The sequence below is a fragment of the Sphingobium sp. SJ10-10 genome (assembly GCF_036038995.2).
Taxonomy (GTDB): Bacteria; Pseudomonadota; Alphaproteobacteria; order Sphingomonadales; family Sphingomonadaceae; genus Sphingobium.
In genome coordinates this window covers 402,502-417,272 of record NZ_CP158132.1, presented here as the reverse complement: position 1 = coordinate 417,272, position 14,771 = coordinate 402,502, and the positions used below count along the sequence as shown (strand labels likewise).

17 protein-coding genes are annotated in these 14,771 nt (G+C 62.9%); 4 read left to right on the top strand and 13 right to left on the bottom strand.

The annotated features are described in order from the left end of the window. Positions 1–75: 75 nt before the first annotated feature. The 5 genes from VVT58_RS01980 to VVT58_RS01960 form a co-directional block, all read right to left on the bottom strand. The gene (locus VVT58_RS01980; RefSeq protein ID WP_327751684.1) at positions 76–4,608 is read right to left on the bottom strand and encodes a hypothetical protein; all 4,533 of its coding nucleotides are present in this window, start codon (positions 4,606–4,608) and stop codon (positions 76–78) included. Continuing rightward, on the bottom strand, positions 4,575–5,534 hold the full coding sequence (locus tag VVT58_RS01975) for a hypothetical protein (protein ID WP_327751683.1): 960 nt from the start codon (positions 5,532–5,534) through the stop codon (positions 4,575–4,577). The genes VVT58_RS01980 and VVT58_RS01975 overlap by 34 nt, the downstream gene beginning before the upstream one ends. Then, positions 5,531–5,932: a hypothetical protein gene (locus tag VVT58_RS01970; protein ID WP_327751682.1), complete on the bottom strand. Its 402-nt coding sequence runs from the start codon at positions 5,930–5,932 to the stop codon at positions 5,531–5,533. The genes VVT58_RS01975 and VVT58_RS01970 overlap by 4 nt, the downstream gene beginning before the upstream one ends. Next, entirely contained in the window at positions 5,929–6,078 is a 150-nt protein-coding gene (locus tag VVT58_RS01965; RefSeq protein WP_327751681.1) for a ribbon-helix-helix protein, CopG family, read from the bottom strand. The genes VVT58_RS01970 and VVT58_RS01965 overlap by 4 nt, the downstream gene beginning before the upstream one ends. Before the next feature lie 567 nt (positions 6,079–6,645). Beyond that, a complete protein-coding gene (locus VVT58_RS01960) occupies positions 6,646–6,795 on the bottom strand; it encodes a hypothetical protein (protein ID WP_327751680.1) in 150 nt (49 codons plus the stop codon). A 126-nt stretch (positions 6,796–6,921) separates the two neighbouring features. On the opposite strand from VVT58_RS01960, the gene VVT58_RS01955 reads away from it, so the two are divergent. The 4 genes from VVT58_RS01955 (at position 6,922) to VVT58_RS01940 (ending at position 8,726) form a co-directional block, all read left to right on the top strand. After that, positions 6,922–7,254: a hypothetical protein gene (locus tag VVT58_RS01955; RefSeq protein ID WP_327751678.1), complete on the top strand. Its 333-nt coding sequence runs from the start codon at positions 6,922–6,924 to the stop codon at positions 7,252–7,254. 399 nt (positions 7,255–7,653) lie between these two features. After that, entirely contained in the window at positions 7,654–7,932 is a 279-nt protein-coding gene (locus tag VVT58_RS01950; RefSeq protein ID WP_352000012.1) for a hypothetical protein, read from the top strand. Between the two features lie 28 nt (positions 7,933–7,960). Next, a complete protein-coding gene (locus VVT58_RS01945) occupies positions 7,961–8,296 on the top strand; it encodes a hypothetical protein (RefSeq protein WP_327751676.1) in 336 nt (111 codons plus the stop codon). A 1-nt stretch (position 8,297) separates the two neighbouring features. Beyond that, a complete protein-coding gene (locus VVT58_RS01940; protein ID WP_327751675.1) occupies positions 8,298–8,726 on the top strand; it encodes a hypothetical protein in 429 nt (142 codons plus the stop codon). Between the two features lie 350 nt (positions 8,727–9,076). Here VVT58_RS01940 and VVT58_RS01935 read toward each other — a convergent pair whose 3' ends face one another. Genes VVT58_RS01935 through VVT58_RS01900 form a run of 8 tightly spaced genes read right to left on the bottom strand, consistent with a single transcriptional unit; the run spans position 9,077 to position 14,701 of the window. After that, a complete protein-coding gene (locus VVT58_RS01935; protein ID WP_327751674.1) occupies positions 9,077–9,280 on the bottom strand; it encodes a hypothetical protein in 204 nt (67 codons plus the stop codon). Beyond that, a complete protein-coding gene (locus VVT58_RS01930; RefSeq protein ID WP_327751673.1) occupies positions 9,273–9,533 on the bottom strand; it encodes a hypothetical protein in 261 nt (86 codons plus the stop codon). Before VVT58_RS01930 ends, VVT58_RS01935 begins: the two co-directional genes overlap by 8 nt. Then, a complete protein-coding gene (locus VVT58_RS01925) occupies positions 9,530–9,964 on the bottom strand; it encodes a hypothetical protein (protein WP_327751672.1) in 435 nt (144 codons plus the stop codon). Before VVT58_RS01925 ends, VVT58_RS01930 begins: the two co-directional genes overlap by 4 nt. Further along, a complete protein-coding gene (locus VVT58_RS01920; RefSeq protein WP_327751671.1) occupies positions 9,964–10,575 on the bottom strand; it encodes a hypothetical protein in 612 nt (203 codons plus the stop codon). The genes VVT58_RS01925 and VVT58_RS01920 overlap by 1 nt, the downstream gene beginning before the upstream one ends. After that, the gene (locus tag VVT58_RS01915) at positions 10,572–12,338 is read right to left on the bottom strand and encodes a DUF927 domain-containing protein (RefSeq protein WP_327751669.1); all 1,767 of its coding nucleotides are present in this window, start codon (positions 12,336–12,338) and stop codon (positions 10,572–10,574) included. Before VVT58_RS01915 ends, VVT58_RS01920 begins: the two co-directional genes overlap by 4 nt. Beyond that, positions 12,331–13,188 carry a toprim domain-containing protein gene (locus VVT58_RS01910; protein ID WP_327751668.1) on the bottom strand — a complete coding sequence of 286 codons (858 nt, stop codon included), beginning with the start codon at positions 13,186–13,188 and terminating at the stop codon, positions 12,331–12,333. The genes VVT58_RS01915 and VVT58_RS01910 overlap by 8 nt, the downstream gene beginning before the upstream one ends. Before the next feature lie 44 nt (positions 13,189–13,232). Next, positions 13,233–13,385 (bottom strand): hypothetical protein, encoded by a 153-nt coding sequence (locus tag VVT58_RS01905; RefSeq protein WP_327751667.1) that lies wholly within the window; start codon positions 13,383–13,385, stop codon positions 13,233–13,235. 53 nt (positions 13,386–13,438) lie between these two features. Further along, entirely contained in the window at positions 13,439–14,701 is a 1,263-nt protein-coding gene (locus VVT58_RS01900) for a phage integrase central domain-containing protein (RefSeq protein WP_327751666.1), read from the bottom strand. Positions 14,702–14,771: the final 70 nt, after the last annotated feature.

Genomic DNA, 14,771 nt, shown 5'->3' with positions numbered 1-14,771 from the left:
TGCCCAGAAGGCGTGCAATCAGTGACAGGAAGCGTAGTCGCATTTGTTCATTCCTTTAATGGAAGCGCTGGGCACTCATTGCTTCAAGGTGAACCCAGGCGGAGGCGGAGGGATCGAGAAGCCAGGAGGTGGAGGCGGGATATCTCCCGCACCCACGCCCATATTCTCCTTCGCCAACTTGCGCGCCGCCTTCACGATCTTGTTCACCGCCTCTTGCTTATCGTCGCCCGGCATCGCCGCCCAATCCGACGAACCGATCAACCCGGCAATGTCATTGTAGCTGGTCGCGCCCGCCATCTCCCGGAAGCGCCCATATTCATCGGGCGTCATGTCCTTGCGGATAAAGGATGGAACCGTGACGTCGGCATTCAGCAGGGCGTTGTTGACCGGATCGCCTTGGCGCGTCGAAAGCCAGATGGGCGACACGATGTCAGGACCAACCCCGCCTTCGCTGGTGACAGGGCGGCCCCACACGTCCCGCTGCACCGGCAGGGATTGCGACATGCCCGGCACGCGGCGGCGGATCGCATCAAGCACTGTGTCAGCCTCCCTAAGCGTCGGATCGACCGTCCGCGCCACCTGGGCAACGCCAGCCGGGATCGCGAGTGACCCAGCCGTGCGCTTCATCCAGCCTTTGGCGTAGCGGCTCGGATCGTTCACCGCATCGACCAGATCGCCCAGGCCAGAAAGCCATGTCTTGCTGGAAAGGTTCTGCATGACAGACGCCGTGACCAGTAAGGCCACATCTTCGCGCTGCTTCTCGGTCATGTGATCCTGAAGCTCGACCATCCCGGCAGCAACGCCGAGCGTCGAGGCGAAGGGATCGAGGCGCTGATAGCTCATATACTGGTCCCCGATCTTGATGGAGTAGGGTTGCCAGCCATCGGCTAGAAGCAGGGCGCGGGCCTTTTCGTCTGCGGGACCGTTCCCCGTGACAAGCCCCTGCGAAGCCAGTTCCATCACCAGCGCGCCGACACCCGATCCTACCATGGCGCGGGCCACAGCAAGATCGCGCTTCGCTCCGCCTGCCCGAAAGTCCCGCCGCCATTCAGACAGCAGCGGTGCGGCTGGCGAACGCTCCAGCGAGAATTTCAGAAGATTGGTGGGCGTCCGCACGAACGGCAGCACCATTTTCATGACCGGGCTGGAATTGCTCAGCATCGTAGCGGCCTTGCCGACCTTGCCCAGCGGACGCTGGAAGGTCAGATAGCGGCCATAATCGAAAGCCTGTTCCAGCATGTCGTCGGTCGGATTGGCGACCAGTTCAGCGGCGCGGCGCTTACCCGCTTCACCGCGCAGCCCTTCCGCCGCAGCTTTGCGAACCGCCAGCCCGTTCAATTCCATGCGGCGCGCCATCGCCTTGTATAGCTCGTCCGCCGAGGACAGGAGGCGCGTGGGCATGCGGATGATCTTGCCTTTCACGCCGCCAATCGCGTCCTGATGCACGGTATCGACCTTGTTCGCGAAGTCCGAGGCCTCACCCGTTCGAAGGGTGCGCGCCGCCTGACGTAACCCGTCCTTCACGCCCTGGATCAGCCCGACCGATCGCGCACCCAATTCGGAGAACAGCACGCGGTCAGCGACCTTACCCCGCGCCGCCAGATTGCGGACGCCCCCGAAGGAAGCGGCAATGGCATGCTCCGGTATCTGGGCGAGCGCCGTCATGGTGTTGGACACCGCGTTGACGACATGGGTTTGCGGCCCCGACAGAAGCGAGTTGATCCACAATTCCTTGAACTTGTCGCCCCAGCCCGGCTTGAGCGCATCGCGGGCGGCGCGGTTCATGGAGGCCGGATCGACGGCCCCACCTTCAAGGATCAGATCGGCGGCATCCTTCAGGCGATCCTTGCCCCCCCCGCCTTCCGACAGGGCATTGAGGACATTGCCACGCACATTGCGCCCATCGGCCACCATGCGGAACTGCGCCAGCGTGCGCCCCGCCTCCGCCGTCGCCCCGGCAATCTGTTCCTGAATGGCGACATGACGGACGAGCGCTTGCCGGAAAGCCGACAGAGCTTCTTCGCCCGGATCATCCATGCGCTGGATGCGCCGCGCCATGTTGACCAGATCGTTCCCCGACTTGGCGAGGATTTGCCGGGCGGCCAGCGCTTCCTCCGCGTTGAACGCCTGCCCCTTGCGCCGCGAAAGCAATTGGTCGGGCGTCATCCCCAATTCATCGGCAAGGCTCTGCGTTTCGGCCTGCGTGATGCGACCACGCCGGGCGGCATCGAATCCACCTGTCATTCGCTCCGTCTGTGCCAGTGCCCGCTGGATCGACTGCGGGCTGTCCAGCTTCGACAGGCGGATGTTGCCCGCAAAGTCGGGCGCCTGATTGCCCCATTCCTCATAGGCCGAAACGGGCGGCTGGTTCGCCTCCAGATCGTCCATGGTGACAGGCTGGCCGCGATCCTCCGCAAGCGGCGCCCCCTGATCCTGCGCCCGCTCGACCGCAAGCCGCTGATCGCGCGCCCCGTTGAAGGCGTCGACCTCCGCAAGATCATCGGGACGGAACGACCGATTGACGCCCCGGTTCGTGTTGTCCACCGCGTCCAGAAATTCCCCGATGGTCGGGCGCTCCGCATGGTCGGGGAAGTATCCCGAACGCCACGCCAGATCAGCGGCCTGATCGAGCGGCATGCCGTTCTCATTGTCCACCAGCCTGCCGAAGCGCTGTTCCCCGCGTGCAAAGTCGAGATCGCGCCCGGCATTGTCGCTGATCCCCAAGGCGCGTAATTCGCCACCCTGATCGATTACGCCGCCTTGGCTGCGCAGGAAAGTGACAAGATCAGCAGGGCCACGCTTCGGCAGTGCCCGTTCCGGATCGTCGCCACGCGGCATCATGCGACCTTCCAGCGCCGATGCCTCGTTGGGCGCCTTGATCGTCGGATACAGCCCGGCACCGATCGATGCGGACTCTTCCTGGCTGGCAACGACATTGGATGGCAGCGGCAGAAGATCGGCGGGGTTCACCCGCTCCGCCATGGCGCGGCGCTGCATCTCCGTTGCCGGATCGAGAAGCGGGCGCGGCCCAGCGTTCACCTCGATGCGATCAACCGGGCGCGGCGAGGTGATGGATGGCATGGGCGCAGCGGCATCATTCTCCATGCTCATGCGGAAGCCGGGCGGAGGCGGGGGCACGTTCCTGCCGTCCGGCATGGCATTCAGTGCCTCATCCATGCCAACGCCGGGCGCCTGTTTTGCCGCGGCCTCAATTGCGCTGCGCCCCCTGATGCGATTGATCGCATTCATCATGACTGGGCCAAGCTCCTGCGAGAGCGCCGCCGTGCCATAACCCAGCCCCGCGCCAGCGATAGCGCCAACACCTGCTGATGGCAGGCGATCCACCACGCCGCCCTCACCAGCGCCGAAACCGGCCAGTCCGCCTTCCGCACTACCGGCCATGGCCAGCCTGCGCCGAATAGCAGCCCTTGCGGCTTGCTCAGCCGCAAACCGCGACCCGCTTTCCCGCAGTGCTGCACGCGCTGCCGCCAGACCCACGCCCTCGACCGATGCGCCGGGCAGAACGAAGCCGCTCGCGAGTTGGCCGCCGAAGCGCGCATAGGGGTGGTTCGCATCGTCATAGGCTAGGATGCTGCGATTCTGGTCGATGTTGTTCGCCAGAATGTCGGCAAAGCGGCGATCACTGCTCCACAGGTTCTCGCGGCCCGGCGTCAGCCCCAGCGTGTCGACAACCCCGCCCATTTCATCGAGCATGTTGATCGGATCGGACAGGCCGCGCACACCAGCGCCCAGCGCGCCATCACCCTGGTTGGTCATCAGCTTGGGCGGGGTCGTATAACGCAAGGTGGGATCAGCGCCGCGCTTGGCGCGCTCGATATAGGATTTGCGCGTCGTTTCCGGATCGATGATGAAGCCATTGGCCTTCGCATAGGCCAGCAGATCGTCGGGCGTGGATTTGGGGTCGGTCCAGATTTTCTGATATCCCGCCTCGATGTCCGGCCGCAACCCTTGGAAGGGCGTCGGGTCATCGAAGAACACCGCTTGGCTGCCCGGCTGGGGCTTGTCCACCCATTCCGGCTGCGCCCATGGATCAGGCTTGCCCTTGCGGAAGTCAGCGGGGTTCTGGAACTGCCCCGCGAACGCGCCCCGACGGTTGAGCCGGGCAAGCCGTTCGACCTCCATATAGTCGGGCAGGAGGGGGCTGTTCTGGAGATATTGAGGAGCGGCGAGCGCCATGCCTTGATCGAGCAGCCCGCGTCCCGCATCCTTGCCACCAGCGGAGAGAGACACCACCGGGCGATTATAGGTCTGCGATCCGGTCGCCGTGACGTTGGCGTTCGGTAGGAGATAGGGGAGCAATGAACTGCGCGCCTGCTGCCCGAGAGGGACGATCTCCCCGCCCCGCATACCCTGCTGGTTTAACTCGAAGGCATCAACGCCATAGAGCCGTCCATTCTGCCCGCTGTTCAGGCGGAACGTGTCACCGTCATGCGCTTCGCCTGTTGGCGCCAGATTGAAACCAGGCGGCGGAGGAGGAATGTCACTCCCCTTCGCGCGCGGCGCAGGCTGGTCGATGATCCGAAAACCGGGAGGCGGCGGCGGGCTGCTACCCATCAGCGCACCGGCGCCCAGGCTTTTCCGTTCCACTGGACCTTGTTGCCCTTGCCGTCAGTGGCAATTGGGCCTGAAGCCTGCGACGGCGCAGCGCCAGAGCCACGACCCGCACGCCCGCCGCGCCCATACATGCCGATTACCTGCCGCTCTCCAGCCGATAGCTGTTGCCCTGCCGCAATCTTCGCCAGTATCGGCGCATAGACGCTTCCTGTGTTGCGCGGCGCGGCGTTGCCGCCCGAACGGCCAGAGGTCGGGCGGGGGTGCAGGTTAGCATAAGTCGGCATCTGGCGCAGGGTTGTGCGATTGTCCTGTCTGACCCCTTCCAGAGAAATCCGATTGTCCTGACGCAAACCTTCCAAGCCCTCGCGGCCTTCCTGCGCGGTCGGGCCATTGGCACGCAGCACATAATCCTGCACGGCCTCGTTATATTCGTCCGTGCCGGGCTGGAGGCCGAGAACGCCCGCATATTCTTCGAAGTCGGCGGGCGCCTCATAGATGGTCTGCGATTGGTTGCTTGTCGGGTCAAAGCGCACGCGATTGCGGCCCACCGTGAAATAGTCGGGCTTGCTTGCGTCGATCCGCGCCCGCTCCTGCATCTCGGCCACCCGTGCCTTATCTTGCCGTACCTGTTCTTCGATGCCCTGCGCGTAGGGCATATAGGTGGGACGCCCGCCGCCCATGGCCTGCATCGCATCCCCGATGATGCCCATGATCTGCCAGCCCTTGCCGCCCTGGGAGAACGCGCCGGGTTTCTTGACGCCGGGCATCTGGGGGAGCGGTGGTATGCCTTGTTGGTCGCCGGGCATGATCGCCTGCTGCAAGGGCGTGTCGAGCGGGAGAAGGGAGGCAAGCCCCTGCTGCTCCTGCTGCGCCAGCGGATAGATGCCTTGCATCAGTGAGGCGAGGCTGGAACCGCCCTGCGGCGCAATCGAGTTAGGCGCGGCGGGAGAGATGCTCATTGTGCAGATTCCTTCAGATTTTTTGCGGCTAGGGCGACTTGCGGGGGCAGATTCTCGATCAGGCTGTTTATGCACTCAGCGCCAAGCTCGTTTCCCTCGTCCGCCAATTCTTCGAGGATCACGATTGCCTCCGCGACCGTTTCCACAGCTAAATCTTCATGGCCCGCCCGCCTCAGCGTGTCAGAGAGATTGCACAGGCAGCCCGCGAGCATCTGCCGGTCTTCTGCATGACCATGGGCCGCCGCAATCCGCGCCCAGATCAGCAGGCTATTATGACCAAGTATCGGATCGCATTGCCCCGAATTGAGCAGATCGAGCGAGGCGCTGACAAACTCCCGCTGTGCCTCGACAACGCCCGCAGCGGCAGCGCGAAGAAGGGATTGATCGCCGCTCGTCATGCCGCGTCCTTCACTTCCTTGCGTACTGCATGGCGCAGCAGTTCCGACAGGCTCATGCCCTCCCGCCGCGCCTTCTCCGACGCGGCAGCGATCAGGGCGTCATTGGCCCGAAAACGAACCGCGATATTGTGAACACTCTCGCGCATAACGCCTCCCAATATGACGGGTATCTGAATACCACATTGGGGATACGAGGCCAAGCAAATGCTCAAGCGGGAATCCCCTTTTGTTCTTACCGCTTGCGCTTTGGAATACATCAGTCATACATGGCTGATCCGTCATCGAGCGGGCGCTGTTCCGGGTTGGCTCAAAACTCTGGCGGAACAGGCGGACGCGCTACCAGAAGGGGTCCAGCAAAGCGCACCCGAGTCCGAAAGGCAGAGCGGGGTTGGCGGGGCGGGGGAAAGCCTCGGAAGCAACTGCTAAGTGACTGGCGACCTCTCGCCCAGACACGTCCTTGTAGCGGCGGTTGGCTCCGGGGGTCATAACGTCGAAAAGGACCGGACTGCCTCTGTCTGATGACAGGGGTAGTTGTCCTGTGTCCTTTTCACAGCAGTTCCACCAAAGGTCATCTAGCTACTACGCAACGAGCCTAGAGCATACGCACACGCGAGAAACACTCTTCTCAGGGTCTCAAAATCACGGCGGGCGAAATTTGCCCCCCCCAAAATTGAAAATTTTTCGGCTGTCCTCTCACCCCTCATCGCCCTGCTCTAATATTCGATGTGCCGACGGTCCATCTCATCGATGATCGCTTGATCAGCGGGAGTAAGGTTGTCGTGATCGTTCACCTTCTCCCAAGCGCGGCACAATTCCTCATTGGTCATCTCGCGAGGGTCGGGCTGAAGCTGCTGTTGTGACATGACGGTTCTCCATCACGGGAGCGGGCATTATCTCATGCCAGGATGGCGGAGGCAACGCCGCAGCCGGGCTTGCCAGCTTGCGGGAGGCATGGGAAATTGGACGCATGACGATAGGGGGCAGCAGATATGCGCGTTGTGCTGGGCAGGATCGGGGCTAAGGCGGATTACCTGATTGAGCGGTGGAAGCGAGGCGTCTTCCTCATGCTCATACCGGCGTTGTGGGCCGCCGTTTGCTCCATCTCTGTTTATATCCCAATGTGGTTGATCGGCGCCGCGTTAGGCGAACCGGCTTGGTCCGCCTGGCAGAATGTTGCCACCGTTGCGGCGATATTCGCCATGCCGTTCTATCTCACATCCAGCGCATCACTATCAGCGTTCCAAGATATGGCGAAGGATCAGCGCGAAGCGGACAAGGCCGAACGCACTAGGCGGCAAGCGCGCCGCCAGCCGGGCTGGTAGGTGAATACAGCCGGGTTGAATTAGGCCTTCCTCATCCCGCCATACACAGCCCCACGCATGGGGCCATTCTCAATGAATTTGACGCGCTTCGCCTCCATAGCGCCTTTCATTGCGGTTATACTTTCCGGCGAAACAGCGCTGCCGCCCTCGAAGCGGACAACAGTTGCCACCCCGAGGCCAGCCGCCTCCGCCAAGTCCGCACGCGACCAGCCCAAAGCTGCCCGACCCATTGCACATTGCTTGCTGTCCATCTGATAAAAATATTATCATTGGGCGCTTGACGCAAGCAAAAGCAGTGATAAGTTTTTTATCACCGTCACAATGACGGCGACCGAGCGGCAAGGCTGCAACCGCGCCACTCGGTCTAACTTCAACCCTTACCCTAGAAGGGCCAAAGCTATGAACGAACTACACAGTTCGCGGCGCGAAGTCATGCGCGCTCTTGTTATCGTAACGTCCATAATTGCGACACCTGTCGCTGCCAGCGCCGCTACCGGGCTGGTCTGCACCCCGACCGCCTCACAAGACCCGGCATGGCTGGCGCTGCTGGAGGATGAGCGCCGCGCCGCTGCCGCCGCACGCCGCGCAGGGGTATCCGCCGACGAGGCTTTCAGCCGCTTTTCCAACGCCCGCTCCGCCGTGACGCCGAGAAGCGGGAGGCCGTCAAAGCCCTCCTGATGACCTCCAGCCCAAGGGAGGCGGTGCAATGATGGTCTATCGCCAGAACCACGCCGCACGCGGAACGCCACGCCCGTTCGTCAGCCGGGATGATGACGACCTCACCAGCGCAGCACCCATTCCCCTGTTCGAACCCCTGCGCGGTGCACACCTTCCCCGCTCTGCCCGATCAAGAGAAGGAAGCTATCGGGCGCCGATCCTGTTGGAAATCGAACGCTGGCTGAAATGCCATGACCTGACCGCAACGCAGTTCGGCAAGGCCGCGATTGGTGATCCCGGACTGGTGGCCGACATCCGCGCCGGTCGTGATCCCTCATCCCGCACTGTCGCCCGCATCCGGGCCTTTATGGAAAGGGAGGGCTGACATGGCGAGCAAAGCACCACGCGCCAGAGCCTACCAGCCGCGCCGGGATCGCAAATCGCGGCGGCGTCGTGATCGGCGCATGATCCAGCCCGTCCCGACGCTGGCGGCCCTGCTGACCGTCATTCCGAGCCTGTCCCGTCCAGAGCTTGGGCGGCTGGTTCAACGGATGATCGATCACATGGACGCCATGGACGGCGATACCGACCTAGGGCCGAACGGCGATGAACTGGACGGCTCCATGGGTGAGGACGATTTTTGCGTCCACAAGACCTACATGGCCGGTCCCGGATGTCCCGTCAGCGACCCGGGCGGCGGCAACGTCGAGGACGAAGGGCAGATTAACGAGGTGATGCCCTACACGGGCCCGATCGGAGTTAGCGCCGCTCGCGCCGCCACCAGCATCATGCAGAGCGCGCTGGCGCACCCCTGACAGCAAAAGCCCCGCGCCGGGGTGGGCGCGGGGCAGTCAAGAGCAGAGCAACGGTAGCAGCGGATAAGAGCGGTTACGATATGGCGCACGATGTATGTCCGTCAGCCGCGTGCAATTCCGAATTATATCGATCGCTGAATGGTAGAATCAGGCGGGGCTGACCATGATGACCTTCCCTCTCCCTTGGAGGGTCCCATAGCCCCGCATCAACCCCCTTCATGATGCGGGGCTAACTGCAACGTCGTGGTGCGGTGCCGCGCTTTTTTGGAAAATACCGAAAAAGGCCGCCGCATGGCTCTAAAGCCCTACTTTAGAGGGAGGGGCAAGCCGCGCCAGTCTTGCGCCCAACCTCATTGCATTGAACCTCCCGCTCGGATCGGGTCAACAATGATGCGGTAAATCACCCCGTCGATTCCGATGACGCCATGCAAGGTCTCATGCGCCGCAAGCGCGTCCGCCGCGCACTGGCCGTCAACGATGACCCGGCGCCAACGCATGGACCAAGGCGTGGACTTGCCTTCCAGCACCGTGATCCGCTTGCGCATGTTACCCATGGCTGGCCTCATATTCTGCGACCTCGGCAGGATCGAACCAGTCCCGCAGATGTCCGGGGCCGGGCACAAGGTCAACGAACAGGCCGTAGCCCTGCATCCGGAGAACATCGTCGGCCGTCCAGTCGAGGAATGAGCGTTGCGACAAGATGTCTTCCAGCGCGTCCAAGGCCTCATCCGTCACATGCTCCAGCGACAGCCGCCTTTGCGTGTGGTGGCTCTCGAGCGCGACAACCCGCCTTTCAATGGCCTTCATGCCTTCGCCTCCAGTGCCGTGATCCGCGCTTCCAGGTCGCCCGCTTCCACAATGCCTTTGTGCGCCGTCAGCAACGCCATCACGCGCCCAGCCTCGTCAGGGGTGATCTCACCAGCAGCGACCGCCGCTAGCAAGGCCGCAGATGCTTCCACCGCATCCGCAGCGGAACGCACGCCCGGTAGGTCGATCGATACCGGGGCATCCTTGCGGGGAGGGGCGAGGCGATCCAAGCAGAGGCGCAGTGCCACCATGTCGCCCTCCAGTGCCTTTTCGATCGCCTTGCGGGTCAGCGCCTCATGCTCATTGTCCAACAGCGCTTCGATCGCCCGCGTTGTCTTGTGGCGTGCACCGGGGGTTTTGCCGCCGAGCGAATTGCCCTCCGCAAAAGTGCCGTCCGTATTTCGCCCGATATTTTTCGGCTGCTTTGCCATTATACCCCCAACTCCCACACCGGCACACACCGCTGCGCCAAGCAGTTTTCCAGATAGCCCCGCGCAAACCGGCTGGTCCGATCCGAGAAGGGCCAGCGGTAGGTTGCGCAATTGTCATCCATGGCAATGATCCGCCCGCCGTCGAGACGCCGGATCAGTCCCGCCACAATGCCGCCTGCTGGATCGAAGCCGAATAGATCGATGGTCGACCAGCCCAACCCCGCCGCGCTCCTGCCGAAGTCCGCAATCAGGTTGTCGCAGTCACGGACAATCCGCCGCCAGTGGTCAGGATCATAGCCGCCCAATGGGTGGTCAGGATCAAGGGATGCAACGCCGCGCTCCCATTCTTCCAGCAGGAACACAGGGCCAGGCCTATTTTTTGGGTGTTCTTGGTGTTCCGTGTGTTCCTCTTTGTTTTTCAATGCTTTGTGTTCTTCAATTGGTGTTCCAATCCGTGTTCCAAGGTGTTCCGGCAGGTGTTCCGGAACACCGGGAACACCTCGCGAAAAAGCAGGTGTTCCAGCGAAACCCACGGTTTTCTGCGGCGGAACACCGGGAACACCCGGAACACGCATATCTGGTAGGGAGTCGAGCCATTCGACCTTCATCATTCTTCTCCGAAGATGGCAGGGAGGACGATGTAGAAGCGCGATTTGCCGATGCCGGGGACCGTGACCGGAACCGAATACTTGCCCGCGCCATCGACGCCGAGGAAGCCGCGAGCAGCCAGCACTTGAGCTACCGATTTGGGGTCCATGCCTTGGCAGACTTCCCCCTTCCACGTCGCAGCCGGGATCAGATATTCACGCCGCTCCATGGCATCGGCACGCCAGAACCCGGCTCGATTATAGATCGGCGCCGATGTGTCATCGTGGACCGGCTGAAAGCGGGACATGCCATGCGCCATGAGGAAGGTCCGCACCTGATCGGCCGCCGCCTCATCCTCCGCCGCGCCGACGCCCCCGCGAGAGACGAGCCATGCGGAGAATACCTTTTTGGCGGCATCGATCGCCACGCCCTCACCCCATGGCAGCACACCAAGGCGGGCGGCAGTTTCGCCAGCAGCAGCAATCAGACCGAACCGGCGACAGGCCCGCGATACCTGGCCGTTGCCGCCCTTGGGCATGTTCTCAGCTACGAATGCGTCGATGCCTTGGCGCACCCCCTGCGCGACCACCTCGAGCCGACCAATGAGGCGTTCGACAAAGGACGGTCCAGCTATCCCATAGGATTCGGCTGCACCCGCCTTGATGATCCGGGACAAGGCTTCGCCCGACGCCGCCCCATGCAGGGTTTCGAACAGGCCCAGCCCTTCGCCCGCGTCCGCCTCGATGTCGAGAATGCGGACCTCCTGACCCGCAGCGGAGCGACGCCCCCGGCCATCGGACTTTGCATGATCGCTCAGGCTGATCTCACCCGATGACAGGAAGAATGCGCGCCAGCGCTTCGCGGCCTTCGCTTCACCCGATTGCGAGGCGCGGGATTTTCCCGTCCCGTTCGCCAGCAGATAGGCCACGCTGCCCGCTTCCTTCGCGTCTAGCTGGGCCAGTTCATCCAAGATCAGCAGGGTTTCATTCGCCTGCTCCGCCAGCCCTTCCAGCCCGTTCTGGGTTGCGCGCCACTGGCGGACGAAGGAAGGCGGACCCCATACCGACGCCGCCGCAAGGAGCGTGGTGGACTTGCCGATGGATGACGGACCCCGGAAATGGACGCCGCCACCTTCCTCCCCGATCGCAGCCAGCAGTGGCCCGACGAAGGCGGAAGCGAGCGCCACGGCGATGCGGCTGTTGCCGACGCCATAAACGGCAACGGACTTCTGCCACTGGCCTAGATCCCCGCTCACCCTGTATTCGTGATCGAGCGCCGCCGTGCCCTGATAGACCACAAGATGCCCATTTTCCCCGATGGTGCGATCCGGCAGAGCGAAAGCGCCATCGGTCCAGCCCACCCGCGTTACGGCACGGGCGCGATCTTCGACCCGGATCGACGCGAGGAAGGTTTGCAGCGCATTGCGGTGGCTGGTTCTGGGGCTGACATAAAGCCCGCCGTCCAGCAGGGCGGAACGGACTTCGCGACCATCGCCCGCCATCAGCGAACGGGGCAGCGACCATTGATGCTCCACCCCGTCATCGTCGCGCCAGCGCAGGAGCAGACCCCATGCCTGGCTGTTGCGGTCGCGGGTCTGCGCCACCACGCGCACCGGTCCCGCGATCTTCTCCGGACCTTCGCCGCCGTCGAAATAGAGGCCGTCAGGCTTGAGATAATAGCCGCTGGGGAGATTCGCCTCCCGCTTCGACCCGATGTTGATGGCATCAGCCAGCGCAGCGTCGTCCTTCATGTCCGCCATGTCCATGGCAGTTGCGACCTTAGCCATTATTGCTGTCCTCCCGAACCGGAAGCGCCACACGTCCACCAACTGCCTGAGCAGCGGCGCGGGCAGCTTCCAGCCCTACATTTGCTTTGATTGTCGGATGGTCGATCAGGTGCGCGTCATCGTCCGCGAGGATCACCAGATCGCAGTCAGGATAGGCGGCCTGCATCGCCAGCGCGGTTGCCGTCAGATTCTTCGCGGAGAAGCCGACCGCCACCCCATGGCCCGTTGCCCGGCGTGCTGCGGCACAGGTGGCAAAGCCTTCCCCGACCATCACCACCGCGTCAGGCTGGCCGATCAGGCAGAACAGGCCCGCCTGCCGCCCGCCCTTGGCAAAGCGCTTCGAACCATCGGGCGCAATCGCCTGGAGGTTCCACAGCACCCCGCCAGCATCGAACATCGGCACCAGCAGCCGATTGCCTTCCTGCCGCAGCCCTTCGCCTGATACCCGCTTGCGGATCAGATAAGAGTGGCGAGGATCGGCGCTTTTCGCATTGCTCCACCGGACCCGGCACCGCTCCGCCGCTTCGCCCTGTTCAGCCAGCTTCGCGGCCTCCCGCTTTGCCTTCTCCTCACGGTAGCGGGCAGCACGCTCCCGCCGCTCTGCTGGCGACAGCCGTTCAACAGTACCAGCCCGCCACCGCTCAGAGATTTGCAGACGGTAATTGCCGAATGCGCCGGCTGGGTTCCCGTCCATGTGCAGGATCGCCCAACCGTTCTGTTTTCCCTTGCCGTCGCCGTCGCAGGCGAAGCGGATCAGGTCAGGGCCAAGGCGATCGGCAATAGGTTCTGCGGGACGCATCCCCGCCGCTTCCATGGCCGATATGAAGGCCGCGACCGTATCTTGTTCCATTGGATCCGAACGATAGGGGCGTTGAGTTTGATAGGAAAATTCCCTCATAGCTCGACGCCTCCCCGCGTGAGATCGACCACGCTGCCGAAGATATCACCCCAGACCAGAAGCAACTCATCGGCATAGGCGCGGGCGCTATGCGCATCATCGAAATGGCAGAAGACGGCTTGCTCTTCCGGCGTGTTAGCCGGGGTCATATCCACCCGCACCTGTTCGGCGTCGTGGCGGATACCCTAGCCGCGCCACCGGCTCACGCCCGCGCTTCCGCGAGGTGAACGACATTTCCGCTTTGCCCGCCGACGAATCGGCCCCACGCGTCGAGTAGATCGCGGCGCAACTCGATGAAGGTTGTCCGTTTATAGGCGGCCACCACCTTATCGGGCACGACATGCGCAAGGGCGGCCTCCGCCACAGGATCAGGGATTGATGGCATGCGCTCCGCCGCCCAATCCCGGAAGGAAGACCGGAAGCCATGAGGCACAAAGGCCAAACCCTTGTCCCGCATGATCTTTGATATGGTCATGTCGCTAAGAGGCTGGCCCTTGCTGCCGGGGAACACCAGCGAATCGGGATTGCTTCCGTTAAGCTCCGCGACCCGGTTCAGGATCGCTATGGCGGGGGCGTTGAGCGTGACGCTGTGCGCCTTTGCTTTGCGGCCCTTCATGATCTCGGCGGGCCGGTTCCACATCTTACCCTCAAGGTCGATGTTCGCCCAGGTCGTCTTGCGTACCTCTCCTGATCTAGCGGCGGTGAAGATCAGGAAGCGGAGGGCCAGCTTGCCCATCGTCTCCGCGTCGGCCTCAAGGCCCGCGACAAACGCAGGCACATCTTCGAAAGGCATCGCCGGATAGTTGCCGCCAGTCGGCCTATCGCCCAGCATGAACGACAATGCGCGTAAGGGAGCTTCCATAGGGCGCCACCCCTCGCTGTTGGAATAGTTTAGGACGGCAGCGATTCGCTGGCGAAGTTTCCCGGCTGTGACCGGCATCGTTGTCCAGATCGGGGCCAGCGCGTCACGCATGGCGGCGGCGTCAATCTGATCGACCGCCTTAGCGCCGATATGCGGGAAAACGTGTTCCGTCAGAGAATTGATGAAGCGAGAAGCGTGGGGCTTCGTCCATGTCCCGGCCATGCTCTTTTTGTAGGCTTCGGCGGCATCCTTGAATGTCCGGCTTGCGCGGCGGTCCTTATCCCGCTCTGCGACGGGATCGCGACCAGCCTTCGCCAGTCGACGCAGGATCGCAGCTTTTTCCCGAGCCTCGGCCAAGGTGAGCAGCCGCCGTTCAAGGATCGGAATGTCATCGATCGGATCGCCAGATGCCCCCGGTGCGGCAAGCCTGCGTGGCGTCAGATCGACAGACCCAAGACCAATATCGCGGCGACTACCATCAAACTGGACACGCAGCAGCCATGACCGCCCGCCTGTTGGCTTCACCAGCAGATAAAGCCCCTCACCATCGGCATGCCGACCTGGCTTCGCGTTCTTGACTGTGGTCGCTGTCAGACTGCCCATGCGTCACCCCATTCGTTCCCTCATAATGGAGCGGTTTGGGGCGAACGTCAACGAACGGAAGCGGAACAGA

Coding starts and splice junctions, on each gene's coding strand:
- VVT58_RS01950 (WP_352000012.1), top strand. CDS start 7,654: ATGAACGAACTACACAGTTCGCGGCGCGAAGTCATGCGCGCTCTTGTT.
- VVT58_RS01940 (WP_327751675.1), top strand. CDS start 8,298: ATGGCGAGCAAAGCACCACGCGCCAGAGCCTACCAGCCGCGCCGGGAT.
- VVT58_RS01905 (WP_327751667.1), bottom strand. CDS start 13,385: ATGACCCCGGCTAACACGCCGGAAGAGCAAGCCGTCTTCTGCCATTTC.
- VVT58_RS01915 (WP_327751669.1), bottom strand. CDS start 12,338: ATGGCTAAGGTCGCAACTGCCATGGACATGGCGGACATGAAGGACGAC.
- VVT58_RS01925 (WP_327751672.1), bottom strand. CDS start 9,964: ATGGCAAAGCAGCCGAAAAATATCGGGCGAAATACGGACGGCACTTTT.
- VVT58_RS01965 (WP_327751681.1), bottom strand. CDS start 6,078: ATGCGCGAGAGTGTTCACAATATCGCGGTTCGTTTTCGGGCCAATGAC.
- VVT58_RS01960 (WP_327751680.1), bottom strand. CDS start 6,795: ATGTCACAACAGCAGCTTCAGCCCGACCCTCGCGAGATGACCAATGAG.
- VVT58_RS01900 (WP_327751666.1), bottom strand. CDS start 14,701: ATGGGCAGTCTGACAGCGACCACAGTCAAGAACGCGAAGCCAGGTCGG.
- VVT58_RS01930 (WP_327751673.1), bottom strand. CDS start 9,533: ATGAAGGCCATTGAAAGGCGGGTTGTCGCGCTCGAGAGCCACCACACG.
- VVT58_RS01975 (WP_327751683.1), bottom strand. CDS start 5,534: ATGAGCATCTCTCCCGCCGCGCCTAACTCGATTGCGCCGCAGGGCGGT.
- VVT58_RS01910 (WP_327751668.1), bottom strand. CDS start 13,188: ATGGAACAAGATACGGTCGCGGCCTTCATATCGGCCATGGAAGCGGCG.
- VVT58_RS01920 (WP_327751671.1), bottom strand. CDS start 10,575: ATGATGAAGGTCGAATGGCTCGACTCCCTACCAGATATGCGTGTTCCG.
- VVT58_RS01935 (WP_327751674.1), bottom strand. CDS start 9,280: ATGGGTAACATGCGCAAGCGGATCACGGTGCTGGAAGGCAAGTCCACG.
- VVT58_RS01970 (WP_327751682.1), bottom strand. CDS start 5,932: ATGACGAGCGGCGATCAATCCCTTCTTCGCGCTGCCGCTGCGGGCGTT.
- VVT58_RS01945 (WP_327751676.1), top strand. CDS start 7,961: ATGATGGTCTATCGCCAGAACCACGCCGCACGCGGAACGCCACGCCCG.
- VVT58_RS01955 (WP_327751678.1), top strand. CDS start 6,922: ATGCGCGTTGTGCTGGGCAGGATCGGGGCTAAGGCGGATTACCTGATT.